14 protein-coding genes are annotated in these 19,210 nt (G+C 46.6%); 6 read left to right on the top strand and 8 right to left on the bottom strand.

All coding sequences use genetic code 11. The features are described 5' to 3' along the window. Positions 1-433, bottom strand: a 433-nt coding sequence (locus tag KKA81_08355; GenBank protein ID MBU2650932.1) for a hypothetical protein, incomplete at its 3' end; no start/stop codon positions are given. A 100-nt stretch (positions 434-533) separates the two neighbouring features. Here KKA81_08355 and KKA81_08360 point away from each other — a divergent pair. The 4 genes from KKA81_08360 to KKA81_08375 are packed head-to-tail and all read left to right on the top strand — an operon-like array spanning position 534 to position 4,230. Next, positions 534-1,775: a KamA family radical SAM protein gene (locus KKA81_08360; GenBank protein ID MBU2650933.1), complete on the top strand. Its 1,242-nt coding sequence runs from the start codon at positions 534-536 to the stop codon at positions 1,773-1,775. A 27-nt stretch (positions 1,776-1,802) separates the two neighbouring features. Beyond that, positions 1,803-2,795, top strand: a complete 993-nt coding sequence (locus KKA81_08365) for an ATP-grasp domain-containing protein (protein ID MBU2650934.1) — start codon at positions 1,803-1,805, stop codon at positions 2,793-2,795. A gap of 8 nt (positions 2,796-2,803) precedes the next feature. After that, a complete protein-coding gene (locus KKA81_08370; protein MBU2650935.1) occupies positions 2,804-3,757 on the top strand; it encodes a D-alanine--D-alanine ligase in 954 nt (317 codons plus the stop codon). Then, the gene (locus KKA81_08375) at positions 3,745-4,230 is read left to right on the top strand and encodes a GNAT family N-acetyltransferase (GenBank protein MBU2650936.1); all 486 of its coding nucleotides are present in this window, start codon (positions 3,745-3,747) and stop codon (positions 4,228-4,230) included. Before KKA81_08370 ends, KKA81_08375 begins: the two co-directional genes overlap by 13 nt. A 187-nt stretch (positions 4,231-4,417) precedes the next feature. On the opposite strand, the gene KKA81_08380 is transcribed toward KKA81_08375, so the two are convergent. Then, positions 4,418-5,917: a hypothetical protein gene (locus KKA81_08380; GenBank protein MBU2650937.1), complete on the bottom strand. Its 1,500-nt coding sequence runs from the start codon at positions 5,915-5,917 to the stop codon at positions 4,418-4,420. A gap of 190 nt (positions 5,918-6,107) precedes the next feature. Between KKA81_08380 and KKA81_08385 the strand changes: the two genes are divergently transcribed. After that, entirely contained in the window at positions 6,108-8,753 is a 2,646-nt protein-coding gene (locus KKA81_08385) for an AAA family ATPase (protein ID MBU2650938.1), read from the top strand. Positions 8,754-8,767: 14 nt separating this feature from the next. Here the strand turns inward: KKA81_08385 and KKA81_08390 are convergent, their stop codons facing one another. The 5 genes from KKA81_08390 to KKA81_08410 form a co-directional block, all read right to left on the bottom strand. Continuing rightward, a complete protein-coding gene (locus KKA81_08390; protein ID MBU2650939.1) occupies positions 8,768-11,119 on the bottom strand; it encodes an ABC transporter permease in 2,352 nt (783 codons plus the stop codon). Between the two features lie 137 nt (positions 11,120-11,256). After that, positions 11,257-13,311 (bottom strand): T9SS type A sorting domain-containing protein, encoded by a 2,055-nt coding sequence (locus KKA81_08395; protein ID MBU2650940.1) that lies wholly within the window; start codon positions 13,309-13,311, stop codon positions 11,257-11,259. A gap of 63 nt (positions 13,312-13,374) precedes the next feature. Beyond that, positions 13,375-14,667, bottom strand: coding sequence for a hypothetical protein (locus tag KKA81_08400; protein ID MBU2650941.1), 1,293 nt, complete (start codon positions 14,665-14,667; stop codon positions 13,375-13,377). Position 14,668: 1 nt separating this feature from the next. After that, the gene (locus KKA81_08405; protein MBU2650942.1) at positions 14,669-15,223 is read right to left on the bottom strand and encodes an RNA polymerase sigma factor; all 555 of its coding nucleotides are present in this window, start codon (positions 15,221-15,223) and stop codon (positions 14,669-14,671) included. 161 nt (positions 15,224-15,384) lie between these two features. Further along, positions 15,385-18,240, bottom strand: a complete 2,856-nt coding sequence (locus KKA81_08410) for a T9SS type A sorting domain-containing protein (protein ID MBU2650943.1) — start codon at positions 18,238-18,240, stop codon at positions 15,385-15,387. A gap of 134 nt (positions 18,241-18,374) precedes the next feature. On the opposite strand from KKA81_08410, the gene KKA81_08415 reads away from it, so the two are divergent. After that, positions 18,375-18,689, top strand: coding sequence for a hypothetical protein (locus tag KKA81_08415; GenBank protein ID MBU2650944.1), 315 nt, complete (start codon positions 18,375-18,377; stop codon positions 18,687-18,689). Here the strand turns inward: KKA81_08415 and KKA81_08420 are convergent, their stop codons facing one another. Then, positions 18,690-19,109, bottom strand: coding sequence for a hypothetical protein (locus tag KKA81_08420; protein MBU2650945.1), 420 nt, complete (start codon positions 19,107-19,109; stop codon positions 18,690-18,692). Positions 19,110-19,210: the final 101 nt, after the last annotated feature.

Raw genomic sequence — 19,210 nt, forward strand, 5'->3', positions numbered from 1 at the left:
CCCGTATGATCAGAAAGAGCGTGGGGCGGCGGGCTTCGCCCGCCGCCCCACGCCTCTGTTTTATTAGGCACCACGCCGTCATCCCGGCGTAAGCCGGGATCTGGCATCCGTCACCCCGGTGAAAACCGGGGCATCCCGGTGTAAGCCGGGACATCCCGGTGAACCCGGGGCATCCCGGCGAAAGCCGGGATCTGGCATCCCCGTCATCCCGGTGTAAGCCGGGACATCCCGGTGAAACCCGGGGCATCCCGGCGAAAACCGGGACATCCCGGCGTAAGCCGGGATCTGGCATCCCCGCACATGCCGGGACGGGACAGCCTAACATAATCCCCCAGCCCCCCTGTGACTTTTTCCCAATTCCCCGTCTAATGTTTGTTAAAAAACGTTTATAAAATATTTTTTGTGCTTTGTACCGGGATTCAATTTTTAGCATATTATTGCACGCTTTTTCAAATACCGGGGCGTAAAATACAAGGTGTTGAAAAGCAGGAAATTATATTAGGTTCTTTACATTAACTTTTTAATCATTTTAAATGATCACTAAAAATCTGCATGTTTCAAAATCTATCCTTGAACTGGATGATTTTGAAGAACCTCCGCCTCTGAACGGAAAGAACCGCTCAACCCTCATGGCCGAACCGGCCCACGTTTCGTTTCATACTTCCCAGAAAACCATCGTCTTCCGCGAAAGATTCTTTCCAGGAATCACGGATAATGAATGGAATGACTGGAAATGGCAGATACGGAACAGCTTCACTTCTTTTGAGGCATTGAGCAGGGTCCTGAGTCTATCGGCGGATGAGATCGGCTTCAAAGAGCAATCGTTGAATCTGCCGGTGCGTATCACTCCTTACTATGCCAGCTTGCTGGATGAGTTCGATTCGCTACAGCCTCTGCGGCGAACCATGGTACCTGTGATGGATGAGCTGATGGTCTCCCCCGGGGAGGCTTCCGATCCGCTCGGAGAGGAACACGACAGCCCCGTTCCGCTGATCATACACCGTTATCCCGACAGGGCGCTGTTCCTGGTTACGGACTTCTGCTCGGCCTATTGCCGCTACTGCACAAGATCGCATTTGGTATCGAAAAAGCAACACGCGGGGTCCAGACTGATCGATGGTGCCATCCAATACATTGCCAATCACCCGGAAATCCGCGATGTGATCATCTCCGGCGGCGATCCGCTCACTCAGTCGGACGAGCGCCTGGAGTATATCCTCTCAAGCCTGCGGGCCATCCCACACCTGGAGATCATCAGGATTGGCACCAAGGTACCGGCCGTACTCCCCATGCGGATTACGAAAAAGCTCACTAACATGCTGAAGAAATTCCATCCGCTGTTCATGAGCATTCATTTTACGCATCCCGACGAGATGACTCCCGAAACCGGCCATGCCTGCAATATGCTCGCCGATGCCGGGATACCCATGGGCAGCCAGACCGTCCTGCTTAAAGGCATCAACGATATGGAAGGTGTATACCGCAAGCTGACCCACGAGCTGCTGAAGGTGAGGGTGAAACCTTATTACCTCTATCAGTGCGACCCTATCCCGGGTTCCTCACATTTCAGGACAAGCGTGGAAGCCGGACTGGATGTGATACGCAACCTACGGGGCTTTACCTCGGGTTATGCTGTACCGCATTATGTGATCGATGCTCCGGGTGGGGGAGGAAAGATTCCGCTGCTGCCCGAATACGTTACCGGCAGGGAGAACGGAGATATCCTGCTGGTCAACTATCAGAAAAAGGTGTTCCGGTATCCGGATTATATGTAGGCTTTAACCGTTTAATTTTTACAGACCATGATCATCGGACTCACATATGATCTCCGTTCGGCTTATCTTGCCATGGGCTATTCCGAGGAGGAAACCGCCGAATTCGACCGTGAAAGCACCATCGATTCCCTCGATGCCACCTTGCAGGATCTGGGATACCAGACCCGCCGCATCGGGCATCTCAGGCAATTGATAGAACGGCTGCAACAGGGAGAAAGCTGGGACCTGGTTTTCAACATCTGCGAAGGCATGCACGGCATAGCCCGCGAAGCCCAGGTCCCGGCCCTGCTGGATGCATACCGCATCCCCTATGTCTTCTCATCCCCCCTCGTGATGGCCCTTACACTCGATAAGTCGATGGCCAAAAGGGTTGTTCGTGACGCCGGTATCAACACACCGGATTTTATCGTTGTCAACAAAACATCGGATATCAACCATGTCCGTCTTCCCTTCCCTCTCTTTGCCAAACCCCTTGCGGAAGGCACAGGGAAAGGGATCAACGGGAAATCGGTGATCCGCGACAGGAAAGAACTGAACGATACCTGTACCTACCTGCTGAAGGAATTCAGACAACCCGTGATCGTGGAAGCCTTCCTGAGCGGACGGGAATTCACCACCGGCATCGTGGGTACCGGCGATCGGGCCCGCTGCGTGGGAACCATGGAGATCATCCTGAACCATAAAGCAGAACAGGATGTATATTCCTATACCAATAAGGAAGAATGTGAATCGTTGGTAAAATATGTTGCCACCAAAGGAAAGGAAAAGGAGGAATGTGAACAACTGGCCCTGGATGCATACAGGGTTCTGGGCTGTGAGGATGCCGCCAGGGTGGATATACGCTACGATGCTGATGGCCGGGCTTCTTTTATGGAGATCAACCCCTTGCCCGGACTCCATCCTGAACACTCCGACCTGCCCATCCTGGCTGGACTGAATGGGATACCTTTCCCCGAACTGATGAAGATGATCATGGATTCGGCGGTCTCTAAGATCACATCAGCCATTCATAAAACCTAGCCGGTAATATGAAAAAGGCAATCATCCTGATCAACGCCCTGGGCCCGGATGCGGGACCTGATGAAATCGATGTTCTCAAACAGGCAGAAGCCATTGAACATGCACTGCTGGAACTGGGATATGCAACGGAACGGCTCTTTCTCGACCTTGACCTGAAACATGCCGCCCTAAAGCTCCAGGAAGCATCACCCCACTTTGTCTTTAACCTCGTGGAAAGCCTCGATGGCTCCGGCAACCTTATCCACCTTGGTCCCACCCTGCTGGAACATCTGAAGATCCCTTTTACAGGATGCGGCTCCGAAGCCATGTACATCACCAGCAATAAGATCCTGGCCAAAACCCTGATGCAACAGAAAGGCATACCTACCCCCCACTGGTTCGAAGATCCTTCGGATGCCATGCCGGATAAGCATTATATCGCCAAACCGATGTGGGAGGATGCATCCCTGGGTATAGGCGACGGCAATATCCTGCCGGGTGATCCCGTTGTGATCCGCAACTTCCTGGAAAATAACAGGAATTACCGTTATTTCTTTGAAGAATACATCGAAGGACGGGAGTTCAATATTTCTCTGCTTGCCGGAACGGTCCTGCCCGTGGCCGAGATCGAGTTCCGCGGCTACCCCGCCGGCAAACCCCGTATCGTGGGATATGAGGCAAAATGGCAGGAAGGTTCATTCGAATATGAGAATACGGTTCGCTCTTTCGGGCTTGATAGCAAGGATACAAAGCTTACCGGGCATTTAAAGGATATTTGTCTTCACTGTTGGTCCCTTTTCGGTTTATCGGGCTATGCAAGGGTTGACTTCCGGGTGGATCAGAAGGGCAGGCCCTGGGTGCTGGAAGTCAATGCAAATCCATGCCTGTCGCCGGATGCCGGATTTGTGGCCGCTGCCGACAGAGCGGGCATTGGTTTTACCAGGGTTGTTGAACGAATTATAAAGGATATATGGAAAGTATAAGTTTCAGGAAGGAAGTCAGGAAAAGCGATGTGGAGACCGTACGGGAAATGGTGACAGGAACGGGTTTCTTCAACCGGGAGGAGATTGATATCGCCGCCGAACTGGTTATGGAAAGGCTTGAAAAAGGCGAGGCCAGCGGTTATGAGTTCATCTTCCTGGAGCTCGACGAGACCACCGTAGCTTATTCCTGTTTCGGCAGGATACCCCTCACTAAAAGCAGTTACGACCTCTACTGGATCGTGACCAATACCCAATGGCGCAACCGCGGACTGGGCAAGATACTCCTGAAAGAAACCGAAGAGGCCATCCTGAAAGAAAATGGAAGTGCCGTTTACGCAGAAACCTCCTCCCGGGAACAGTACCTCCCAACCCGGAAATTTTACGAAAACAACGGCTATCTGCTTAAAGCCCGCTTCGAGGATTATTACGACAGGGGTGATGACCTGGTGTTTTATGTAAAGGGGTTGGCTTAGAGCAGGTTAGTAGAAGATAGATTGCAAGGATGATACTTGTTTTTGCAGGTTTAATGCTGGATAGTATTTCACCACAATAGTCACAACCTGTCCCGATGAAAATCGGGAATAGAACACATTAGTTTTATATGATTACTATTGTGTTCTATTGTGCCTATTGTGGTTACATTCTCTCATTCTTCACCACCTACTTAATCACAAGAAGCCCGGAACTAACCCTCATACCTGCTGCCTCCACAGTAACATGATAAACACCTGATGTAAGAACAAGACTATTGTCCGTTACCAGGTCCAATCTCCAGGAATGGGTTCCCTCTTCCTGAAAAACCGGGGCCGGCCGGTAAACGATCACTCCCCTGGAATCTGTCACAGTCACCCGAACTTCAGATGCCTTATTTAGTGTATATTCCAACCTCACGCTTTCCCTTGCCGGATTGGGGGAAAGGGACAATTGTATTCCTGTTTCGCTGCTATGTTCATTCAATCCTCCCAGGCAATTCAAATCCCGCGAATGGTATATTTTCCAATGTCCATATTCATAAGCTTCCCAAAGCAGATAATTATACCAGCAATAAAGTGGAGTACTTTCTCCCAGGAAGAACTCCGGATTCCTGTTGGGGCATCCCAGGTTTGAAAAGTTTTCCAAATAATAATAATCATCAATATATGGATTCTCATTGAGGAATATCTCATTATTACCCCCAACAGGATAGGTACATGCCAGGTAGTTTCCTTCCATATACAACGCTGAGGTAATATTTTTGCTGTTTGGCAAATACTCTCTGATGGCAACATCCGGAGGACCGGTCTGCTGGAAATAATACTCTGTTCCGTGCATTACATCGTCCCTTCCCACTCCGATGGGGCTCCAGAAGGAATCAACATGTTCCGTAGAAAACGCCAGAAGGTAACTATTATATGCCTTGTCGTCGGTGAGACCCACACAATTACCCCCATTATAAAATATCTCCGGTTCGCTCCATCCGCTGTCATAATCCCATTCACTCTGATAAATAAATGCACTGCTGTCGGTATTCCGGATCCACAGCACTTTGCTGTTTTCCAATGTCCAGCATCGAAATACAGGATCGGTACAGTTACCGCTATCAATAACCAGTGGTTCGGTAAAGTTTATCTGACCATCATCATTGTACAAAAAACAATGCATGACCTTCCCCCCCTGTATCCATGCAATATCATTGGAATACCAGTAATCATACAAAAAACCGCTTGAAGCAACATTCAGCTGTGTTTCATCCTCCGGTGTTGTGGCAAATGGAATGGGATCGGAAATGTATCCTCCCGAAGACAGTTTAAGATAATAAATATCCTGGTTCCCCGCTTCATCTGTCTGATACATAATGTATAGCGTATCAGCAGGGAAATAATCCGTTTCCACCACCACCGGATGGGTATAATGCACCCCGGGTGTGCTCAATAAGGCTGCAGCAGCATTGCCATGAAGCAACTCCTGGTGCCAGAGGGCAGTGGCAGTAGAATCTGACCACCGTTCCCAGAAAAGGTGCAATTGTTCGACATCATTGTCCTGGAACACGCTCAGATAAGGATTGGTGTTGTTATCCATAGTATCTCCCAACACTGCCGGATCATCCCACTGACCCCGAACACTGCTGACCAGGAAAACAAAAAGAATCGCAAAAAACACTTTAAACATTACACTTGCCATATAAATCTTAATTTTAAATGATAATTTTTCTAAATATATAACAATTCTCTACGTATTCCAAAAAATATTCCACTTAATACACCTTCCCACCCTCTCTTCTCCCCTCTCCCTTCTCCCTTCTCCCTGTTCCCCATTTTCTTTTTCCCTATATTTGCACTTCTCACTATTCCTGAAAGACATTTTTGCCATTATGAACAACTACAAATTCAAATCCCTGCAGGCTTTCAACTGGGATACTCCTGTTAACAAAAAGAAAAAATACCGTCAGGTATTCGACCGCTGGGAACTGACTTATCTCGGTGTTGAGCTGGCTTTTTTCAACAAAAAGTTTGACGAAAGCGACTGGGAAGCAAAATTTTCTTTTAAAGCCTTTACCCTGCATAACGGGGAAAAAGACCAGGAGATCTGCAATATCGAGGATACCTTGAAAATCACCAAAGAGAAGAACGAGGTGATCATCGACAAAGGCTGGGGCGACAGCGAACCAGGGAAATTCTGGAAAAAGCGCGATTACTTGTGGGAAGCCTATATCGATGGCAAACCGGTCGGTTCAGCAAAGTTTTACATTGAAGATAATGGGGTAGTCAGTCAGGATAATAACCCGTATTTTGATGTGGTTTCACTGAAGCTATACGAAGGGCCGGATGAAAACAAACCTGAAAAGGAAAGGGTTTATCTGCGGAGGTTTAACACCTCCCGGACCCGATATATCTTCGGGGAATTCCGGTTTATAAACCAGCTTCAGAAAGACTGGCTCTGCGAGGTGTTTTTCAATTATTTCGACGACACGGGATTGCTTGTGGGCAGGATACCTTCCCTCGACCATATTGTCCGCCAGGAACCCGGCGACGATGTCATCACCATCACCCACGGCTGGGGCCATAAAGATCCGGGATCCTGGAAAAAAGACGATTATACCCTGGAAATAGAATACATGGAAACGGTGGTTGCGGTGGTTCCTTTTAATGTAGGCGATAAAAACCAGGAAGAGCTCAAGGAAGAATCCGCCATTCCGAAAATGTCCGAAAAAGCGGAAGACAAGGTCAATGATTTTGCGGAGTCTCTTCGCGAAGCAAAAGAAAAGCAAGACAGGCAGCCGGATAAAAAGGCGCTCGAATCGGCTATGAAGGAACTTGATGAACTCATCGGGCTGGAGAAGATCAAAGCGCAAATACGGGAACATATTGCATACATCGATTTCCTGAGAGTAAGGGAAGAAATGGGGTATAAGGAGGAAGAAACCCTCAGTTTGCATAGTGTATTTACAGGAAACCCGGGCACCGGCAAAACCACCGTTGTACAGATGCTTGGGAAGATCTATCATGCCATGGGACTGCTCTCCAAAGGTCATGTGCATACGGTTGAGAGCTCCGACCTTATTTCAGGATATGTGCGTCAGACAGGACAGATGACGCAGGAAGAGATAGAAAAGGCCCGTGGGGGGATACTCTTCATCGATGAAGCCTACATGTTGTTTAAAAAAGGTGCCGACAACGATTTCGGTACTGAGGCCATTGCCGCCCTCATCACTGAAATGAGCGACGGGAAGGGCGATATTGCCATCATGGTGGCAGGCTACCCCGGTGAAATGAAGGATTTCGTCGAATCCAACCCCGGACTGAAATCCAGGTTCAGGTATTACTTCCATTTCGATGATTACACACCCCAGGAACTCATGAAAATAGCCGGATTCATTGCCCGGAAAAAGATGGTTGCACTTTCAGAAGCCGCCTTTGATCTTATGGAAACGGAGGTGACACGGGCATGGCGGTTGCGCGATAAATCCTTTGGTAACGCCAGGATGGTAACCGGTATCATCGACGATGCCAAGATCAACCTGGGCGTTCGCATCATGAGGGATATGCAGAATAATCACCTGAATAAAAAACTCGTCAGCACTATTGAGGAGGAAGACATCCGTGATGTGTTCATTTCCACCGGTAGAGCCCGGGTCGATATCCCCACCGACGAGGAACTGCTTGCCGAAACCATGAAGGAAATGGATCAGCTTATCGGACTGAATAATATCAAGGAGGAGATCCGCAACATGATCAAGCTCGTCAGGTATTATCGCGATATAAACAAGGATGTGCAAAAAGCTTTTCCCGTACACAGCATATTCACAGGAAACCCGGGAACCGGCAAGACAACCGTCGCCAGAATCATGGGGAATATTTACAAGTCGCTCGGAATTCTCGAAAGAGGACATTTGATTGAAACCGATGCCAGCGACCTCATTGCCGGATACCTCGGACAAACGGCGCTCAAGACACGCGATAAGATCAACGAGGCCATGGGCGGGATACTGTTCATTGATGAAGCCTATTCGCTGACCGAAGGACTACATCCTGAGTTTGGTAAGAAAGCAGTCTCCACCCTGATCAAGCAAATGGAAGACCGGAGAGGTGAGTTCTCGGTCATCGTGGCCGGGTACAGCATGCCTATGGCCGAGTTCCTGGAATCCAATCCCGGGATAAGGTCCCGTTTCGATCAAACCTTCCTTTTCCAGGATTTCCTGGAAGATGAACTGTTTGAAATTGCTTCTCTCATGTTCCGCAATTCCGGATTACAACTGGAAGATGCAGCCGGCCAATACCTCAGTGAGTACCTGAAACATCTGTACCAGGGCCGCAACCAGTTTTTCGGCAATGCCCGGTCGGTGAGGAAAATCGTTGAACGAACCGTCAGGAAACAAAACCTGCGCATGGCATCACTCCCCTCTGCCGGGAGGACCGCATACCATATTCATACGGTCACACTCGATGATATCAAGGATTTCCCCATGGAAGAGTCGGTTTCTAGGAAACCTATCGGATTTAAAAGAGAAGGAGAGTAGGCACTCCCCTATCATCATTCATAGCGTAATGTCTCCGCAGGATTTCTTGATGCTGTGCGAAGGGCATGCAGGCTGACCGTCACCAGTGAGATCAGAATAGAAAGTACAGCCGCCAGTATGAAGTACCATACGGATATCTCCGTGTGATAAACATAGTTCTCCAGCCAGTTTTTCATGGCATACCAGGCAACAGGCCATGCAATGATGTTGGCTATCAGAACCCAGCGCAGAAAATCCCTCGTCATCAGGTACATAAGCAAAGATGTGTTCGCCCCGAAGACTTTTCGCACGCTGATCTCACGGGTGCGTTGCTCTGCCATATAGGCGGCAAGTCCGAACAAACCCAGGCAGGAGATCAGAATAGCCAGCAGGGTAAACAAACGAAAAATACTACCCATCTTCTTTTCATTCCGGAAGGTATTGTTATACTCAACATCCAGGAATTTGACCTCCACCGGGAAATCCGGATTGAATTTCTTCCATGTTGCTTCCATCTGTTCTATGGCTGCATCACGGTTCTGCATGTTGATCCTGGCATAAAGGTAATTCCCATGATCCGGATTCAGTACCATGATCATTGGAGATATTTCATATTCCATGGGAAGATGATGGAAGTCTTTAACGACTCCGATGACCTCGTACCTGTTATCTGGTCCCCAGGAAACCCATTTCCCCAAAACCTCCCTGTCGGAGATGATACCGGCAAACTTTTCATTGATCACAATTTTTACCGTATCCGTTGAGAACTGTGCATCATAAAAGCGTCCCTCCTTGAGTTCCAGCCCCATGGTTTCCAGATAATTATAGTCTACAAAAGTAAAACCTACCAGAACGTCATCATCAGGATTCTTACCCTCCCAGGCTATACCTCCGCTGTTACTTCCCATCCAGAAAGGAAGGGAATTGCCGCGGGTAACACTCAGGATATTAGTATTCTGCAGCAGGTCTGTTTTCATAGGTTTGTAATTGCTGTTGATCGAACCGTTCATCTCCATAAATACAACATGCTCCCTGTCAAAGCCGGTATCGGTATCCTGCATGTAATTCATCTGCCTGAAAATGATCATGGTGCATATGATAAGTATGATGGATAACGAAAACTGAAAAACCACCAGCGCCCTGCGGAAGATCTTGCCACCTTTCCCTCTCAAAGCTTTACCCTTCAACACCCCTGCCGGTCTGAAACGGGAAAGAAACAACGCAGGATAGCTTCCTGCAAGAAAACCCACGAATACAAGGATAGCAATGAGAGCCAGCAAATTAACAGGATCCTGGATAGAAAAATGCAGTTCAGCATCTATAAAAGCATTGAAAGAAGGGAGAACAAAATAAACGATGACCAGGGCTAAAAGGAATCCAATCACCGTCATCAGCAAGGATTCCCCGAAAAACTGGCCCATGACCTGGGAACGTGTGGCTCCTATCGTCTTCCGGATACCTATCTCCCGGCTCCTGCGCGACGATCTGGCCGTGGAGAGATTCATGTAGTTGATACAGGCTATGATAAGAATCAGCAAGCCTACCACGGAAAAAATATATACATATTGAATATCCCCTCCTTTGCCGTCGAAAGAGAATAAATGCACCTTCTCAAAAGGGAACAGAAAAAGGGTTACTGTGCTTTCTTCCAAAGGAACCTCATTTTTAATACTGATGAAGTCCTTTATTTTTTCGTTTACTTCCCGGTAATCTGCATTTTCATGCAATTCGGCGTAAACATAATATGTATTCCACCCGTATCGATCAATGGTATAACCCATTTTTTCAACATGTTCAAACGGGATACAAAGCCCAAAGCGGAAGGATGAATTGGCCGGATGCTTTTTAACCACTCCGCTTACCTTAAACTGGTATTCATTGTTCAGCGAAAGGACTTTCCCCAGTGGATCCTCCTCGCCGAAATATTTCCTGGCCATTTCATCCGACAATACTACGGAGTTAAAATCATCAAAATAATGAGAAGGATCGCCCGCAAGATATTCAAAATCTATCATTTCAAATATCTGCGGATCGGATAACAATATCCTTTCTTCAAAAACCTTATCGTCATATCTTATTATTCCGCCCATCCAATAGTACATGAATGTATTAAGGATTTCGGGTATTTCCTCACGTATATCTTCGGCGATGGGTCCCGGCATGCAGGGCGTTGTCAGCGGACCGGTGGTATATTGCTGGGTTTGCACCAGTCGGTATAAACGGTCTGATTTGCTGTTAAAACGGTTGTAGCCGATTTCACTGCTAACCCAAAGAAAAATCAAAATGCTGCAGGCTATCCCGGTCGACAATCCAAGAATATTTATGAAGGAAAAACCCTTCTGGCGAATGAAATTCCGGAGGGCGGTAATCATATAATTCTTCCACATGATAACAAAAAATTAGTTTATCAGAATACTGGAGAAAATGAAAAAGATTACAATAATCGGTGTAATTTATAATCATTTCAGATAAAGGCCGGGTGCTCTGTCAACCTGAGGGAGGGAAAAATTTTGTCTGGCCAAAATTATTTACTGATGAACTTTCGACTGAAAACATTACCCTCTGCTTCAATCCGTAGAATATACATACCGGCGGGAAGGTTTCCGGGATGGACCCTGATCCTGTTTTCACCATCATGGATCATGATCTTTTCCGAAAATATGCTTGCTCCTGCGAGATCCAAAAGTTCTTTCCTGATCATGGTAGCCTTTTCAGAGTAAATTGTTAACCATGCTTCGCCGGAAGAGGGATTAGGGAAGATACCCGTTATCATCCTGATCCACGATGGCAAATTCTCATCGATACCCTGTACAATCTGATTGTCCATAATAATGAGTTGAATACCGCTGACGACCGGTTGACTGCCGGTAATGCTGAAATGAACAGGATTCATGGTTTTGCCTACAATTTCACCCAATATGTAATAATTTCCCCATGCAAGGTCTTTAAAGGTGAAGTATCCATTTTGGTCGGAATAGTCGATCCCAATGCAGGAACCGTTCTCATTAAAAATCATGACGGGGATGCCCTGGGCGGGAGAGTCTGTGCCGGTAAAAATATTTCCTGAAATGACGCCGTTTCCTGGCTGAACGCTTTCAAAAGGCACGAGATGAATGTCGGCATTGTAAATGTCAATCTCCAGGTGGATCAGGGATGCTTCTTCCCAGTGTATCACGTCCCCATAATACGTAGGAGCATAATTGTCAGCATAATCCGAGAATTCGGCCGGAATGGCTTTTACATAATAATTATTAACGCCAAAAGGATAAAAGAAATAATAACCCAGAGTGCTGATCCCGGTTTGGTACTCGCCAATCAATGCGCCATTATGCATTTTATATCCGTTTGCGCTCCCATCCTCAAGTTTCCCTGTCCCGGCAAATACATTCCCCCCCAGTACAAGGTCACCATCAACAGTTAGCATCAGCGGTCCGGATGGCTCCGACTCACAGATCTCTACTCCCAATGAATCCTGATAAGTAGCAGTGACTTCATACCTGTAGGTCCCGGGCTGAAGGAAAGAGTCGATGTAAAACGTATCCGCAACGGGACTCGTATTGAGCTTTACATAATTCCTGTATACATTATATCCTCCCAGAAAGAAATTGATTCCCGTATTACACAATTCCAATCCGAAAAAGACATCATTTTGTATTACGCCGCCAATTGTTACCTTATCGGGAATTAGTCCGGATTGTGTAAATAAACCTCCGGCAATGCCGGTTCCTGCAGTACTCAAAAACGATAAGTCCATAACAAATCCTGTTTCAATCCCTTCAGGAAGGGCTATTTGTACAAGTTCTGCACCCGAACCGCTCTGGCTGAAACCCCACAAGTAGGGTCCTCCTGAACTCCAGTCATCATAAGCAAAACCATAATAATTACCGTAAGCACCGACCGGGAAACTATTCACCAGTGCGCCTGTTAGCCTTTCTATAACCATAATATCGGTCGACCAGTTGTTGGCATAAAATACATCCTGATCATGATCATAAGCCAGAGCCCTTGCTATATCCGGAATTACTATGCTGTCTGCCGGCAACACCGAATTGAAATCCATGATAAATAAGCGGTCGGTGGCATCACTACCATACATCAATCCCCCGTTCTCAACATAGGCTAAGTCGCGTATCCTTTCCACTCCTGCTATAGAAAACTCTCCGACAAGAGATCCGTCAATCCCATACCGGTAAAAAGAAGATCCGTTCCACTTGGCTGTGTATAGGTAATTCCCGTCGGATTCTGCCCCGGCCTCTCCATCATTCACCGCCAGCGGGAAATTAAACTGAACATCCCATTGATCCCTTTGCGATTGTCTGTTCATGATTATCCTATGAACAGGGCTGATATCAATACCTGTATCCTGAGCATTTATATCCCGGGGCTTTTCCGCGAACTGTAATGGTTCGACAGGGGCATGCCAGGACAATACTGCCTCATCCCCGGATACGCTTCCTGTTAACTGATCCGGTGGCATGCAGGAATCCGCCCTGCTCTCCAGCCCATATAGCTCACCCGACTGGGCAGAAGCCAGATGGATCAGGAGTAAGAAGCCAAGAACAGGTAATATGCTTTTCATAAATACTTATTTTTCATTTATTTATAAAGAGGTTTAGTACAAGTTAAAAGTTGTATCACTATTTTAAAATTCATAAAGAAATCCAGCCTTAAAACTACCCGATAGCGTATTTTTTCCGTTGTTTCCCTTGTAAAGGGGTTTAGGGTAATAATGAAAGGCCGGTTCCAGTATTAATCTCCAGTTCTTCCCGATTTTCCAGGAAAAAGCCAATCCCCCGCTAAAGCGTATGTAGTTTTCCCTCCGGATGGCCGGTTCGGATCCTGTGCCCAGAATTCTCGAATTTCCATTCAAAGTATAACTGTTTTTCTCCAGGATGCCCAGTTGTGTGATAAAGGCTCCTCCTGCTTTAAGCGAAAGGGAAAAACCATCTTGCCTGTACACCGTCAGACCAAGCATGACCGGAACATGAAAGTATTGATACCTGGTCGTTAAACTTGTACCCGAAGTATGATCAACCGAGTCAAAAACCTCCACTGTAGTTGTATAATAATGAACCGTTCCTGTGTTAGGATCGATATAAATAGAATCAACATATTCATAAGTATCAACCAGTTCATATTCCCTCCAGGAATAATCCGATTTTGTTTCATCCGAGCTGATCGCATAACCCAGACCGGCTTCCACTGAAAACCGTTCATATTGCCATCCAATAATGAATTCTCCGGATGCCCAGGTCTTCATATCGGTATCCTGCCATAACCCTCCGGAGAAAAAATGCTGATATTCGATAGCCGGACCTAAATACCAATACTGTTCAGGACGGTTGAAATCACAGTCCCGGTATTGGTCCTGCCTGTCGTGTCCACCTTTTACTATTGTCTCAGTCTGCAACGGAATGAACGCCTGAAGATCCAACTCTAAAGCCTCTGGTGAAAGCAACGGCAGCCATGAAATACTGTAATCCTCCAAACAAATACTTTCTTCCGGATCCTGGACAACTGCTTCCCGTAGGAGTGTTTCCTGTTGCATGTTTATTATGTCATCAAGAGGAACATCAGCAGACCTGACAACATTCCTTGAATCCGGAGTATTTGCAGAAATTATGGTATTATTCCTTGCAGGGGTATCAACGGGTTGTTTGATATGGTCTTGATGATCAAAATACCAGAAAACACCTCCTGTGACCAGGAAGGCAAGTGGAATAATCAGCCACAGTGCCATTCTAACACTATCCCATCTGTTAAGCCCTGATTCAACTCCTTCCCACACTGAAACCGGGACATGATGGACAGGAAGACCGGAAACATCCATGAGCGGCAACCTGCTGTCAATCTCGTCCCAAACAACGGCAGGTGCTTTTCTCAGGGGCAATTCCCTGATAGCATTAGTCAGAATATTTCTGTTCTTCTCCTGCATATTAGATCCAGTCTCCTTTTAATAGTCTTTGTAAATATCTCTTTGAATGATAAAGCTGCGATTTGGAGGTGCCCTCCGAAATGCCCAGCATGGTGGCTACCTCCTGATGCTTATAACCTTCCACTTCCACAAGGAGAAATACCAGCCTGTATCCCTCCGGCAGGCTGAGGATGGCCCGTTCCAGGTCTTCACCCCGCATGGGCTCCGGCCATTCAACAGGATGTCCGTTTATCGGATCATCGGTAAACTGTATCCGTTTATACTTCCTCACGACCTTAAGCGATGTCCGGATAACAATACTTTTTATCCAGGAAGCCAGTGCCTGCCGGTTCCTAAGGTGTTTGATCTCTCTGAAAATATTTATGAATGATTCCTGAAGGGCGTCGGCAGCAAAACCTTCATCACCGGTTATTCGGAAAGCAATGGAGAACATCGCATCGCAATAATTGTCATAAAGCCTCTTCTGTGCAGCCCGGCTGTTGCGGATGCATCCTTCAATCAGTTCTGCCTCTTCCATGCCGGTAAAATACCCGGCTGTTGTCCCGTATTTATTCAATGTTGAAGCTTCTTACATGCAAAGAGTTTGGAAATATTAATTTGGTTGCATGATGATTTTAAATAAAATTGAAGCATGAAATGATTATTTAAGATAAAGCATCATGTATTGAATAAAAAAGGGGCCAGAGGCCCCTTTTTCATTAGACACTTTCCTAATTACTACTCTATGATGAGTTTTCTCACCACAGCTTCGTTACCTGACCAGATCTGTACGATGTACAATCCGGTGGCGTAATTTCCTGTATTGATGCTGATGGTTTTGTTATCAGCTTTCAGCACATCGATTTCCTGACCCATATTATTGAATATTCTTACTTCGTTGATCGGGTCAACGGAAGTAATGGTCAGATGGTCTTTGGCCGGGTTGGGGAATATAACCAGAGATTCATCGCTAACAGTTGAAGGATTGCTGATACCAACCGGTGGGATGATGACTTCGAAGCAAACATCGTCGAAGTATGCCTGCGGGCTGTTACCTGCTGAAGCCCATGCGTAGAAGTTTGCACCTCCCAGAGTAAGGGCACCCGGGTCTCCAAAGGTTCCCAGGGTCCATTGCCATTCAACAACCAGCTCTCCGTCTACCCAGTATTCGGCCCAGTCGGTGTTCAGGTCAACGATAAGTTCGTTGTGAATCCAGGTATCGAAATCAAAGTTGAAGGTAGCTGCTGCTGCTGCACCAGCATCAACCGTGGCAAGGCCGTCGGCATCATATTGTACCTGGAAGCCCCATTCAACACCCGGTACAATATCCTTCTGCAGGTTAAAATAACCGCAGAATCCGTCGGCAACATACATCATCAGGCTGAAGCCAAATTTACCGGAAGCATAGTTCTCATCGTTGAAAAGGCGGACTAGGTCGGTTGATCCTTCTACCAGGAATGAATTATCAGGGCTGAAAGAAACGACATCCGAAACCATGGCATCCTCAGCACTACCGGGATTGTTGCTCCAGGTTGTCCAGGGATCTCCCAACTGTAATGCAAGGTAATCATCCGCTGTAAGGTCGTCGAAATAATCGCAACCATCGTCAATCATCATATCGAAGCATACGTCATCAAAATATGCTAAGGGAGAATTTCCTGCTGAAGCCCATGCATAGATGTTCATGCCACCCAGGGTAAGGGCTCCCGGATCTCCGAATGTTCCGAGGGTCCATTGCCATTCAACGATCAGGTTTCCATCGACCCAATACTCTGCCCAGTCGTTGTCGAGGTCAACAATCAACTCATTGAATATCCATGTGTCGAATGCGAAATTGAAGGTAGCAGCACCGGCACCTCCGGCATCAACGGTAGCAACACCGTCAACATCGAATTGTACCTGGAAGCCCCACTCAACGCCGGGAACTATATCTTTCTGGAGGTTGAAATAACCGCAATTTCCATCGGCAACTAACATGTAATGGCTGGCAATCCATTTTCCTTCAGTGAGGTTTTCATCATTGTAAAGCCTTACCAGGTCAGTGCTACCTTGTATAACAATTGAATTATCCGGGCTGTTGGAAACAACATCGGTAACAGTAGCATCTTCGGCACTTCCCGGATTATTGCTCCAGGTTGTCCAGGGATCTCCCAATTCCAGTGCAACAAAATCACCCGGGGTGAGAGCATCAAAGTCTTCACAGGGTGATGGCGGCATGGCCGGCTGATAATTAACATCGTCGAAATAGAACATGGGGTCATCGCCTGCAGGTGCAGCGGCAAAGATATCCATGGCACCAAGCTGGTTCAGGCCTTGTCCTCCGCTGGCTTCAAGGCTCCATTGCCATCCATGAACATATTGAGCATCCACATAATGCTCTGCCCAGTCGCCGTCGAGGTCAATATAGGTTTCCACCATGAACCATTCCCCGGTGGGATAGGTAAACGTTGCCGAATTGGAACCGCCGGCATTGATGTATCCTGTTCCGTCGGAAGCAAAATAAACCTCGAGCGCCCACTCAGTCCTTTCACCGGTAAACTCATGCAGCAGGTTGTAGTATCCACCATAACCGGGTTCTACATACATATACATGCTAACGCTGTACATCCCTTCTGTTTTGTCACCAAAACCAAATATCAGGTCAGTGGAGCTTCCTTCAACAAGAACGGAATTAACACCGCTGAATGCCTGGGCATCTGAAATTAAAGCATCTTCTGCCGAACCCGGATTATTGCTCCAGGTTGTCCAGCAAGGATCCTGTACAGCCAGATAATCCCCTACTACATAAGAATCAAAATCGCTGAAATAAGGATCGCAGGAAACTGCACCTCCATAAAGCCAGTCAACAATGTCCATCAACAGGTCAGCCTGAACGACCGGATCGGAAATTGCGGCAAAAGAAACCGTGGTGAAGATGGTTTTGAAAGCCCTCATCTCGTGCTGCACGGCAGCCATTCCCGAGGGAGCCGGCGAGGTTACTTCAAAAAGGTCCATTCCTACATGGGCAATGATCTCATCGATGTAAAGGCCTTCACGTCCGGATGTAAAAATATCCTGGACTTCAAAGCTATACCCTTCGGCAAGTGAACCGGCTACACCGTCAACCATACCAAGATCGGGAGCAAAAACACCCCAGAAATCCTGGAAAACCTCCCTTAGGCCAAGGTAATCATAGGGAAATTCCCCTGACTGGAAAATGCCAGCACTCGGGAAACGGTCATAAAGGTAATCCTGGCCTGAAAAGAATAGCTTTCCTCCTCCATCAAGGTAGGATGCCAGGTTCGCCTCATCGTTATCGGTCATGGTCTCACTACCGCTCCATACCTCGCCCGTAAACCAGATGATAATGTCGTACATCTGCATAGTGGCCAGATCCGGACCGTCGTTGGCTCCATCCACAACTTCAAAATAAGTATAACTGTAACCATTGGCATCCAATGCCGCTTCATAATATGGCCAGCAATCAGTGAAATCTCCGGTCCATGCACTTCCATCCCTGTCAACTGCAAGGATCTCCTGCGCATTTACCGAATTAAACAAGAAAAAAACTGATGATAGGAAAATCATCAGAAATGCACGCGTAAATCTTTTCATGACGAACTGTTTTGGTTAATAATTAAACTATCGGGTTTGCTAGTGGCTTTAAATATAGTACATTTTTTATGAAATAGGTAAAATTGTCAGAAAAAAAAATTGATTTCGAAAAAATACTTGTATATTTTAGTCTTATGTTCTTATCTGTATATGTAAATATTCGTTTTGTTGAAAAAAAGTTTTCTCCGGAAGGTTACGTTTGGGGTGATTCCGGTATTAAAGGAAAAACCGGGGTTATGAACAAGTTTTATGAGATTGATTATCTGTTTGATGAGCTTTACCTGGGCCGGGCTAGTACAGATCAAACCAGGCAACTGGTAAACAGCATCCTGGAAGACCCTGAAATATATGAGTATTGTAAATTCAGCAAGGAGATAAATGATGAGTTGTATACTTATATCTTCGTGAAGAATGCCATCCCCCCGAAAAAACCCAAAAGGCTGGAATAATTATTTGTTTACAGTCAAACCCTTCAGCGAATCAATCCGGTAGGAATAAAAGACCTGCCCATTTTCAATGTATATCATTTCATCCGAAGTTTTCATATTTATCCTGATCTGGTCAGAGGATGAGATTTTATCAATTGCATCGTTTTGATAGCGGGATAGTGTTTCTTCCCTGGTTTTAAGATACTTACCGGAAAGCAAAGTAATTTGCTCCAGGGCCGGGCTGTATTTTTCAGGTTGACCCGAATCTTCCAGAGAGATCCTCATGTCTCCCGACACTCTCCATTCCAGATCCTGATAAACCATCGACTTTTCTACATGAACGGAGTGCCTGGAGATATTCCGCTTATCGGAACATGTTTCGTGTTTGCAGGCAAAAAAAGCAAAACAAACCAGAAGAGTAACCATTGTTTTATTTGACATATCTCTCAGATATTGACATTTAATAACCGGAGAAAGCCTTTTTGGTTTGGATTTAATGGCCTCCTAAACCGGGGTTCGGATCGTTAATCAATAAGACTGGG

Source organism: Bacteroidota bacterium, from assembly GCA_018831055.1.
Classification (GTDB): Bacteria; Bacteroidota; Bacteroidia; order Bacteroidales; family B18-G4; genus M55B132.

Excerpts from the sequence above, each read along its gene's own strand:
- KKA81_08360 (MBU2650933.1), top strand. The coding sequence starts at position 534 with ATGATCACTAAAAATCTGCATGTTTCAAAATCTATCCTTGAACTGGAT.
- KKA81_08365 (MBU2650934.1), top strand. The coding sequence starts at position 1,803 with ATGATCATCGGACTCACATATGATCTCCGTTCGGCTTATCTTGCCATG.
- KKA81_08370 (MBU2650935.1), top strand. The coding sequence starts at position 2,804 with ATGAAAAAGGCAATCATCCTGATCAACGCCCTGGGCCCGGATGCGGGA.
- KKA81_08375 (MBU2650936.1), top strand. The coding sequence starts at position 3,745 with ATGGAAAGTATAAGTTTCAGGAAGGAAGTCAGGAAAAGCGATGTGGAG.
- KKA81_08380 (MBU2650937.1), bottom strand. The coding sequence starts at position 5,917 with ATGGCAAGTGTAATGTTTAAAGTGTTTTTTGCGATTCTTTTTGTTTTC.
- KKA81_08385 (MBU2650938.1), top strand. The coding sequence starts at position 6,108 with ATGAACAACTACAAATTCAAATCCCTGCAGGCTTTCAACTGGGATACT.
- KKA81_08390 (MBU2650939.1), bottom strand. The coding sequence starts at position 11,119 with ATGTGGAAGAATTATATGATTACCGCCCTCCGGAATTTCATTCGCCAG.
- KKA81_08395 (MBU2650940.1), bottom strand. The coding sequence starts at position 13,311 with ATGAAAAGCATATTACCTGTTCTTGGCTTCTTACTCCTGATCCATCTG.
- KKA81_08400 (MBU2650941.1), bottom strand. The coding sequence starts at position 14,667 with ATGCAGGAGAAGAACAGAAATATTCTGACTAATGCTATCAGGGAATTG.
- KKA81_08410 (MBU2650943.1), bottom strand. The coding sequence starts at position 18,240 with ATGAAAAGATTTACGCGTGCATTTCTGATGATTTTCCTATCATCAGTT.
- KKA81_08415 (MBU2650944.1), top strand. The coding sequence starts at position 18,375 with ATGTTCTTATCTGTATATGTAAATATTCGTTTTGTTGAAAAAAAGTTT.
- KKA81_08420 (MBU2650945.1), bottom strand. The coding sequence starts at position 19,109 with ATGTCAAATAAAACAATGGTTACTCTTCTGGTTTGTTTTGCTTTTTTT.